10 protein-coding genes are annotated in these 9,018 nt (G+C 60.7%); all 10 read left to right on the forward strand.

The features are described from left to right. The 10 genes from DW180_RS09100 (at nucleotide 1) to rsfS (ending at nucleotide 8,941) form a co-directional block, all read left to right on the forward strand. The gene (locus tag DW180_RS09100; RefSeq protein ID WP_117770374.1) at nucleotides 1-1,227 is read left to right on the forward strand and encodes an FtsW/RodA/SpoVE family cell cycle protein; all 1,227 of its coding nucleotides are present in this window, start codon (nucleotides 1-3) and stop codon (nucleotides 1,225-1,227) included. Between the two features lie 18 nt (nucleotides 1,228-1,245). Continuing rightward, nucleotides 1,246-2,175, forward strand: coding sequence for a YcjF family protein (locus DW180_RS09105; protein WP_117637228.1), 930 nt, complete (start codon nucleotides 1,246-1,248; stop codon nucleotides 2,173-2,175). A 10-nt stretch (nucleotides 2,176-2,185) separates the two neighbouring features. Next, nucleotides 2,186-4,063, forward strand: coding sequence for a TIGR03960 family B12-binding radical SAM protein (locus DW180_RS09110; protein WP_118238442.1), 1,878 nt, complete (start codon nucleotides 2,186-2,188; stop codon nucleotides 4,061-4,063). Then, nucleotides 4,060-4,872: a TIGR03936 family radical SAM-associated protein gene (locus DW180_RS09115; protein ID WP_117759292.1), complete on the forward strand. Its 813-nt coding sequence runs from the start codon at nucleotides 4,060-4,062 to the stop codon at nucleotides 4,870-4,872. Before DW180_RS09110 ends, DW180_RS09115 begins: the two co-directional genes overlap by 4 nt. 67 nt (nucleotides 4,873-4,939) lie before the next feature. Continuing rightward, nucleotides 4,940-5,314 (forward strand): 50S ribosomal protein L21, encoded by a 375-nt coding sequence (rplU, locus tag DW180_RS09120; protein WP_035138585.1) that lies wholly within the window; start codon nucleotides 4,940-4,942, stop codon nucleotides 5,312-5,314. 33 nt (nucleotides 5,315-5,347) lie between these two features. Next, nucleotides 5,348-5,605, forward strand: a complete 258-nt coding sequence (gene rpmA, locus DW180_RS09125) for a 50S ribosomal protein L27 (RefSeq protein ID WP_006236075.1) — start codon at nucleotides 5,348-5,350, stop codon at nucleotides 5,603-5,605. Between the two features lie 84 nt (nucleotides 5,606-5,689). After that, nucleotides 5,690-7,156 carry a GTPase ObgE gene (gene obgE / locus DW180_RS09130; RefSeq protein WP_199569968.1) on the forward strand — a complete coding sequence of 489 codons (1,467 nt, stop codon included), beginning with the start codon at nucleotides 5,690-5,692 and terminating at the stop codon, nucleotides 7,154-7,156. 3 nt (nucleotides 7,157-7,159) lie between these two features. Beyond that, nucleotides 7,160-7,837, forward strand: a complete 678-nt coding sequence (gene nadD / locus DW180_RS09135) for a nicotinate-nucleotide adenylyltransferase (protein ID WP_055249998.1) — start codon at nucleotides 7,160-7,162, stop codon at nucleotides 7,835-7,837. A gap of 86 nt (nucleotides 7,838-7,923) precedes the next feature. Beyond that, nucleotides 7,924-8,457: a bis(5'-nucleosyl)-tetraphosphatase (symmetrical) YqeK gene (gene yqeK, locus DW180_RS09140; RefSeq protein ID WP_199411477.1), complete on the forward strand. Its 534-nt coding sequence runs from the start codon at nucleotides 7,924-7,926 to the stop codon at nucleotides 8,455-8,457. Nucleotides 8,458-8,485: 28 nt separating this feature from the next. Then, nucleotides 8,486-8,941, forward strand: a complete 456-nt coding sequence (gene rsfS / locus DW180_RS09145; protein ID WP_117759286.1) for a ribosome silencing factor — start codon at nucleotides 8,486-8,488, stop codon at nucleotides 8,939-8,941. Nucleotides 8,942-9,018: the final 77 nt, after the last annotated feature.

Consider the following 9,018-nt stretch of genomic DNA (forward strand, 5'->3'; position numbering starts at 1 on the left):
ATGGATTTTTCTCCGGCGGATCTGTTCCGTTCAACCAAGACCGGCTCTCGCAGCAGCCTGGACCGCGTCAACAAGCAACTTTCGGCCTCGCGCGGCACGTTTCGCCAAAAGGTGCATATCGGTGTGCTCGTGGCTACTGTGGCGCTCGTCGCCTACGGTGCCATCATTATCTGGTCGGCTTCGCAGTTTAAGGCCGATGCTTCGTTCTCACGCCATCTGCTGGGAATTGGTATCGGAGCGGTGCTGGCGGTGCTCGTCTGGCGAACCGACCTGCGCGGTATTTCCAATTTCTCGACGGCGTTGCTCGTCATCGACCTGATCGTGATCTTCTCGCCCAAGATTCCGGGTCTGTCCTATACGGGCGGTCTGGGCATGACGGGTTGGATCAAGATTCCCGGTATCGGCTTGACATTCCAGCCGGTTGAGCTTGCCAAGCTCATCACCATCTTCTTTATTGCTACGCTTGGCTCGCAGTATAACGGTCGCATCGATACCGTTCGCGACTACGTCAAGCTCTGCGGCATGCTGTCCATTCCGTTTTTGGCCGTCGTTGCCATGGGTGACCTGGGCTCGGGCCTGGTCGTGCTGGTTTCGGGCGCCATCGTCATCTGCATGAGCGGTGCACGCCGCGAATGGGTGCTGTCGACCCTGGCCCTGCTCGTGGGCCTGGTGGCCCTCGTCCTGGCGCTTGATTCGGTCTTTGATTCGTTGCTCGGCCACGATGTGCTCATCAAGCAGTATCAGATGAACCGTCTGACGGTCTTTATCGACCCCGATAATGCCGATTTGGACGATGCCTACAACCTGCAGCAGTCGCTTATCGCCGTTGGCTCGGGCGGCTTCTTTGGTAAGGGCCTGGGGCATGCGACGCAGTCGGCCGGCGGCTTTCTGCCTGAGTTCCACACCGACTTCGTCTTCGCCTTCCTGTCCGAGACCTTTGGCTTTTGCGGTTCCTTTTTGCTCCTATGCCTCTACGTGCTGCTGATCTTTTCGACGATTCGCGTCGCCTTTAAGTGTGAGTCGCTGTTCTTGCGCCTATCGTGTGTGGGCATCGTTGGCATGTGGGCGTTCCAGACCTTCGAAAACATCGGCATGTGCATTGGCATGATGCCGATTACCGGTATTCCGCTACCGTTTATTAGCTTCGGTTCGTCTTCGATGATGATTCAGCTGCTGACGGTGGGTATCGTACAATCCATATGGCGGCATCGTTCGGGCGCCGCGTAACCGCTGGAGGGGTTTGCTATGAAAATTCCCGTAGATAAGCTGACCCGCGCTTTTAAGATGGGCGCGTCCGTTAAGAAGGATTCCGATACGCCGGTGCGCGTCTCGGTCTATTTGGATTCGTCCGCCTCGCGCTTTCTGGCCGAGACGGTGCGTGACGCCTTTGTGCCGCAGACGACCTCGGGCATTGTGCGCGTCGAGCGTCTGGGGGAGGAGCGAATTGCTCCAAAGACCGATACCGATGTGGTACTGGTGCTCTCGTGCGGTTCCGACCGCTTGGAGAGTGCCGTGCAGGAGCTCGTGATCGCCGGCGCGCCCGTGTGCGTGCTTGCCGAGTCAGCTGTGGAGGTGCCGTTTATCGAGGAGTCCACGCCCATGCTCGGCGTGGTAGCGGCAACCGATAAGACGTATCTGCTCGAGACGCTTGCCCGCTGGATTCTCGATCGCACCGAAAAGGAAACGGCTTTTGCGGCGAACTTTGCCTTCATGCGCATCGCGGCGGCCAATCGTATCATCACCTCGTGCGCGCTCACTAATATGGCGACCGGTGCGCTGGTGTTTTTGCCGGGCGCCGATTATCCCGTTATGGCGCTGGCGCAGGTGGGCATGCTCTTTGAGCTCGCTGCCGTCTTTGGACGCGGCATTAAGCCTGAGCGCGGCTACGAGGTCGCGGGCGTGCTTGTCGGCGGTCTTGTGATCCGCGCGGTCACCCGCGCGCTCGTCAAGCAGACGCCGCATATTGGGTTTGCCGTCAAGGCGCTCACTGCTGCCGCGGGCACCTATGGCATGGGCCGTGCGCTCGTTTCGCTCTACGAGCGCGATGTCGACTACAGCCGTGCCAACGAGGTGGTCACTGCCACGTTCTCCCGCGTTCGCGATCTGGTGACCACGGTCGCGGGCGCTACCCGTCCTATGGCGTCCTACCAAGACGCGTCCGATCTCGCTGCTTAGGGGTTTTCCGTTGCGCGTTCCGTATCAAGACTGTTTTCATTTAATTGAGCCGCTGCTCGCCAAGGTCGAAAAGCCGAGTCGCTATATCGATCACGAGTGGGGCACGCTTTCCAAGGCCGATGCCGACTACCGTTGCTGCCTGATCTACCCGGATGTGTACGAGGTTGGTCTGCCCAACCAGGGTATCGCCATCCTCTACAACATCCTTAACCAGGCCGAGGGCATCTCCTGCGAGCGTGGCTATGTGCCGTGGCCCGATATGGGTGACGCTATGCGCGAGGCAGGCATTCCGCTGCTCTCGCTCGAGGGTGCAGCGCCGGTCGCTTCGTTTGATATCGTCGGCCTGCATGTGCCGCACGAGATGGCGGTGACGAACTTCCTTGAGGCACTCGATCTCGCTGGCATTCCGCTGTTAGCGGCCGACCGAGGTGAAGACGACCCCATCATCATCGCCGGCGGCCCCTCGGTGTACAACCCCGAGCCGTACGCGGCCTTCTTCGATGCCATCCTCATCGGCGAGGGCGAGGAATCGCTGCTCGAGACCTGCCAGCTGCATCGCCGCCTGCGCGACGAAGGAGTCCCGCGCGCGCAGATTGTTGAGCAGCTTGCATCCATTGCCGGCAACTACGTGCCGTCGCTCTATGAGGTTCGTCACGACGAGCCCTGCTCGCCGCACGGCTACACCGTGCCGCGCGAGGGCAAGGATGCGCCGACCGTGGTCTACAAACGCGTCGTCGAGGATTTCGGCGCCACGAATCCGCTGTCGCAGTCGTGCGTGCCCTATGCGCAGCTGGTTCACGACCGCCTGTCTATCGAGATTCTGCGCGGCTGCGCTCGCGGCTGTCGTTTTTGCCAGGCCGGCATGACGTATCGCCCGGTGCGTGAGCGTTCGGCCGACCAGATCGTCTCGTCGGTGATTCAGGGTCTGGAAAAGACCGGCTATGACGAGGTGTCGCTGACCTCGCTCTCCACGACCGACCACTCCTGCATTCGTGACGTGCTTGACAGGCTCAACCGTCGCCTGGAAGATACGGGTATTCGCGTGTCTATTCCGTCGCAGCGCTTGGATTCGTTTGGCGTGGATATGGCCGAGTCGGTCGCCGGCGAAAAGAAGGGCGGCCTGACGTTCGCGCCCGAGGCCGGCAGCCAGCGCATGCGCGACATCATTAACAAGAACGTGACCGAGGAGGACCTGGACCGTGCGGCCAAGGCGGCCTTCGAGGCCGGCTGGAACCGCATGAAGCTCTACTTTATGATGGGCCTTCCCGGCGAGCGCGACGAGGACATCGTGGCCATCGCCAATCTGGCCGATCACGTGCTGGAGCTCGGTCGTTCCGTGGTGCCCAAGGCTCGTCGCGGCTCGATCTCGGTGTCCATCTCGGTTTCGGTCTTTATCCCCAAGGCTGCCACGCCGTTCCAGTGGTGCCCACAGCTCGACTACGACGACGTCAAGCGTCGCCAGAAGCTGCTTATCACGAGCGTTCGCAACCGTGCCGTCCGCGTGCATTACCACGATGCCGAGACCTCGCTCATCGAGGCCGCTCTGTCCCGCGCCGGTCGTGACATGACGCCCGTCATCATCGATGCTTGGCGCGCGGGCTCTCGCTTTGACGCCTGGGTAGAGCATTTCTCGCTCGATAACTGGAAGGAGGCTGCTGCCAAAAACGGCATCGACCTCAATGAGCTCGTGCACCTGCCCTACGAGTTGGACTGGCGCCTGCCGTGGGAGCACGTGAGCCCCGGCTGCACGCGCGGCTTCCTCGAGCGCGAGTACCGTCGCTCGCTCGAGGGTGTCACGACTCCCGACTGCACCCGCACGTCGTGCACCGGCTGCGGAATCTGCCCCACGCTCCACGCCAAGAATGTATTGATGGGTGATCGCGCATGAGTGAGCGCCTGACCGAAAACCCCACGCTCTTTAGACTTCGTGTTCGCTATGGCAAGCGCGATCGCCTTAAGTACCTGGGCCATCTCGAAGTAATCCATACCATTGAGCGCATCGTGCGCCGTGCGGGACTTCCCTATGCCGTCACGCAGGGCTTCTCTCCGCACATGCGCGTGGGCTTCTCTTCGGCGTTACCGGTGGGTACGTCGTCGACCTGCGAGTGGTATGACCTGTTTATGACCGAGTTCGTGGCGCTCGACGAGGCGTTTGGGCGCCTGGCTGCGGCGTCTCCGGCCGATCTGGCGCCCATCGAGGCGGCGTATATCGACGTGCGCACGCCGGCGTTGACGGCGCAACTCACGCGTCTGTCGTATCGCATCGACCTGCACTTGGATCCCGAGGCGCCCGTAAGCGCCGACGAGGTGCGTCGTGCGATCGACACGCTGCGCGCGGACCATGGCATCGACTACGCGCGCGGCAAAAAGAGCAAGCGACTTGATCTGGACCATACGCTCGTTGGCTATGAGCTCACGGCGGGGGAGTGTGAGGACCATCTGGTGCTCATGCTCGACACCCATGCCGACAACGAGGGCTCCATGCGTCCGGAAATTTTGCTTTCTGCTGCTGATGTTTTGTTGCAGGGCTTGACCCCGGGCGTGGATGCACCTATTGTTTCCACCGGTATGCAAGACCTCGTGACCATCTGCTCCTACGATGTCGAGCGTCAGAATCAAGCATGCGAGGACGACGAGGGCCGACTCGTCAGCCCCATACCTGTGCGAACTTGTGGATTTGCTCCACATACTCGTTGACGGGGGTATTTTCGCCTGCTACTATATTCGGCTGTTGCACTAACTGATGCATGAAGGGCAAGTAAACATGTACGCAATCGTTAACACGGGCGGCAAGCAGTACAAGGTCGCCACCGACGATGTCATCACCGTCGAGAAGATCGAGGGCAATGAGGGCGACAAGGTCACCCTGCCGGTCATCTTCCTCAACGATGGTAAGAAGATCGTCACCGATCCCGACAAGCTGGCCAAGGCCAAGGTTACCGCTCAGATCGTTGAGCAGTTCAAGGGCGAGAAGCAGCTGGTCTTCAAGTTCCACAAGCGTAAGCGCTATCGTCGTCTGAAGGGTCACCGTCAGCAGCTCACCAAGCTGAAGATCGTGAAGGTCCAGGCTACGTCCCGCGCCAAGAAGGCTGTCAAGGCAGAGGCCGAGGCTGTTGCCGAGGCTCCCGTCGCCGAGTAGATTACACTCGTAACGAAAGAGTAGGTATACACAATGGCACACAAAAAAGGACTCGGTTCCTCCCGTAATGGCCGTGACTCCCGCGGTCAGCGCCTTGGCACGAAGCGCTATGCCGGCCAGACGGTAACCACGGGCACGATTCTCGTCCGTCAGCACGGCACGCACATCCACCCGGGTGAGAACGTTGGCCGTGGCAAGGACGACACGCTGTTCGCGCTGGTCGACGGTACCGTTGAGTTCCACAAGGGTATCAAGCACAGGGTCAGCGTACGCCCGCTCGCGAACGCGTAATTTACCCTTCATAGAGCACATATGTGGGAGGCACTTGAGTTTTAGGATTCAAGGGTCTCCCTCTTTTTGTAGGAGGCGATTCTGTTGTCACAGTTCACCGATATCAGCCGCATTAACGTGTGCGGCGGCGACGGCGGAGCCGGATGCATGTCGTTTAGGCGCGAGGCATTTGTCCCCAAGGGCGGCCCCGATGGCGGCGACGGCGGTCGTGGCGGCAATGTTGTCATCCAGGCCGATGCTCAGCTGTCTTCGCTGATCGATTACCGCTTCAAGCATCACTTCCGCGCCGAGCGCGGCACGCATGGGCAGGGTGCCCGTCGTAACGGTAAGAGCGGCGAGGACCTGATCCTGAAGGTTCCCATGGGTACCGTGGTGCGCGAGCTCGACCCCGAGACGCAGACCCCGATGTTCGAGATTGCTGACCTGGTGCACGATGGCGAGCGCGTTGTCGTGGCGCCCGGCGGTGCCGGTGGCCTGGGCAACACGCACTTTGTGACGTCGGTGCGTCGCGCGCCCGCGTTCGCTCAGCTGGGCGAACCGGCCGAGGAGCACTGGATTGAGCTTGAGATGAAGCTTATGGCCGATGCCGCGCTCGTGGGTTTCCCCTCGGTGGGCAAGTCCTCGCTTATCGCGCGCATGAGTGCCGCCCGTCCCAAGATCGCCGACTATCCGTTTACAACGCTCGTGCCGAACCTCGGCATGGTGCGTGCCGGTGAGTATTCTTACGTCGTTGCCGACGTTCCTGGTTTGATCGAGGGCGCGAGCGAGGGCAAGGGCCTGGGCCACCAGTTCCTGCGCCACATTGAGCGCACGGCGCTCATCATGCATGTCGTTGACATGACGGGCGGGTTTGAGGATCGCGATCCGGTCGAGGATTACCGTATCATCAACCGTGAGCTCGAGCAGTATGGCGCCGAGCTTTCGGAGCGTCCGCAGATCGTCGTCGCCAACAAGTGCGATGCGCCGGGCACGGCCGACAAGATTGCCGACCTCAAGCGCGCCGCGCTCGACGATGGACATATGTTCTTTGCCGTGTCCGCCGTGACGGGCGCCGGCCTCAACACGCTGATGCTTGCCGTGGGCGAGCAGGTGGCTAAGCTGCGTGCCGAGTTGGTGGTCTCCGCTGAGCCAGTCGATCTGCGCGACGAGGAGTGGGAGCGCCGCCGTCTGCAGCGCGAGAAGCGTTTCCGCATTGTCCAGGAAGAGCCCGGTGCCTTCCGTGTGGTTGGTCGCGCGATTGAGCGCATGGTCATCCAGACCGATTGGGAAAACGAGGAAGCTGTCATTTATCTACAGCACAAGTTTGCGCGTATGGGTGTTGACGACGCGCTCGAGAAGGCCGGTTGCCGTGCGGGCGACGAGGTCCGCATTTGCCAGCGCGCCTTTGACTTTGAGGGCGCTGAGGACTTCTCGGAGTACGAGGAGCTCGAGGACGCTGGCGAGGACGTTGCCGTTGAGGCCCTTGACGTGACCGATGCTCCGGATGAGGGCGTCGAGGTTGTCGATGCGGCGGATGTCGCGGACGATGCCGAGACCTCGGAGGGCGAGTAAGCCATGTCGCTGCGCGGTGGAATCGGTTTGCCCGAGCTGCCCATAAAAGAGGGCAAAGAGTTTCGGCTTGGCATTATGGGCGGCACATTCGACCCGATTCATTACGGGCACCTGGTGACTGCCGAGCAGGCGCGCGAGTCGCTCGACTTGGACGCTGTGCTCTTTATGCCGGCGGGCTCTCCCGCCTTTAAGCTTGACAAGCCGGTGACGCCTGCCGAGGACCGTTATGCCATGACGGTCCTCGCCACCGCCGCGAACCCGGCCTTTTTGGCGAGCCGGTTCGAGATTGACCGTCCGGGCGTAACCTATACGGCCGATACGCTTCATGCCCTTCGCGACTTTTACCCGCCGCAGGTAAAGCTCTACTTTATTACGGGCGCCGATGCGATTATCGATATTGTGACCTGGCATGATGCCGAACGAATTGCTGAGCTTGCTACCTTTATTGCGGCGACGCGACCGGGCTTTGATATCGATACGGCGCGTGCCCGAATCAAAGAGTCGGGGCTGCCGTTCGACGTGCGCTATATTCAGATTCCGGCGCTGGCGATCAGCTCGACGAACATTCGTAAGCGAGTTGCCCGCGGCATGAGCGTGCGCTATCTTACGAGCGAGTCTGTGCTCGGCTACATTCGCAAGCGCAGTTTGTATGTCGATCTGGGTCAAGAAGATTTTGAGTGATGGGGGCTACGTTGTCGGTAGAGGATCAGTTTGAGGGCGATGAGCGCGCGCTGCTCAAGCGCATTCAAGAGCTGCTCGATGTTCGCATGAAAGATAAGCGCAAGCGCTATGTGCATTCGCTGGGTGTTGCCGAGACCGCACTTCATCTGGCCGAGGTCTACGGCGTTGACCGCTTTGATGCCGCTGCCGCCGGCTTAATTCACGACTGGGACAAGGTGCTTTCCGATGATGAGCTCGTGGCCCGCGCGCTTCACTATGGCATCAAGGTTGTCGGCTCTCCTTCCGCCGCGACGCCGCTTTTGCATGGCCCTGTTGCCGCCTATGAGCTTCCGCAGCTTTTTCCCGAGCTGTCACCGGCCGTTTTCCAGGCTGTCGACCGTCACACCGTGGGTGCCTGCGACATGACGCCGCTCGATATGGTGGTCTTTGTGGCAGATGCCATCGAGCCCAACCGCCACGGCGACTATGCCCATGCGCTGCGCAAGATGGTGGGGAAGTCCTCGCTCGACGAGTTGTTCTTCTCCTGTTTTGCGCAGGGTCTGGTCTATGTGATCCAGTCCGGGCGCTATCTTTATCCCACGGCTATTACGATTTACAACCATTACGCCCAGCTGCGCTAGCTCGGGTGTGTCTAGAAAGAGGTATTCCATGGCCGACGAGACCATGACTGACGAGCAGATTCTTGAAGGTGTGGAGCACAAGAGTTTCGTTGCCACGTCCGACCGCACCGCCGCCTCGCTGTCCGCGAGCGGTGTCGCCGCCGAGGATGTCGCCCGCGCCGCCGCGCAGGCCGCCTACGACAAGAAGGGCGAGGACGTGCAGGTGCTCAACCTGACCGAGCTTTCCGACGTGTGCGACTACTTTGTGCTTGCCACCGGTACCAACAACCGCCAGGTCGATTCGATTGTCGACGAGATCGAGGAGAAGGTCGCCGAGGCTTGCGGTGAGCATCCGTTCTCCATCGAGGGCCGCGAGCAGAAGATCTGGATGCTCATGGACTACGGCTCGGTCGTCGTTCACGTCTTCACTCCCGAAGCCCGCGACTTCTACCGTCTAGAAAAGCTCTGGGGTGACGCCCCCCAGCTCCCCCTCGACCTCCTCTAGTGGCTCATTTGATACGGGGCTTTTAGTTAGCGGCTTATAGGACAAAATGTGTGTCCACTTTAGGGGCATCGGCGCAG

The organism is Collinsella sp. AM16-21, from assembly GCF_003471905.1.
In the GTDB taxonomy this organism is placed as follows: Bacteria; Actinomycetota; Coriobacteriia; order Coriobacteriales; family Coriobacteriaceae; genus Collinsella.

Bases quoted from the DNA above. Each gene is read 5' to 3' on its own strand.
- DW180_RS09100 (WP_117770374.1), top strand. From the start codon at position 1: ATGGATTTTTCTCCGGCGGATCTGTTCCGTTCAACCAAGACCGGCTCT.
- DW180_RS09105 (WP_117637228.1), top strand. From the start codon at position 1,246: ATGAAAATTCCCGTAGATAAGCTGACCCGCGCTTTTAAGATGGGCGCG.
- DW180_RS09115 (WP_117759292.1), top strand. From the start codon at position 4,060: ATGAGTGAGCGCCTGACCGAAAACCCCACGCTCTTTAGACTTCGTGTT.
- rplU (WP_035138585.1), top strand. From the start codon at position 4,940: ATGTACGCAATCGTTAACACGGGCGGCAAGCAGTACAAGGTCGCCACC.
- rpmA (WP_006236075.1), top strand. From the start codon at position 5,348: ATGGCACACAAAAAAGGACTCGGTTCCTCCCGTAATGGCCGTGACTCC.
- nadD (WP_055249998.1), top strand. From the start codon at position 7,160: ATGTCGCTGCGCGGTGGAATCGGTTTGCCCGAGCTGCCCATAAAAGAG.
- yqeK (WP_199411477.1), top strand. From the start codon at position 7,924: ATGAAAGATAAGCGCAAGCGCTATGTGCATTCGCTGGGTGTTGCCGAG.
- rsfS (WP_117759286.1), top strand. From the start codon at position 8,486: ATGGCCGACGAGACCATGACTGACGAGCAGATTCTTGAAGGTGTGGAG.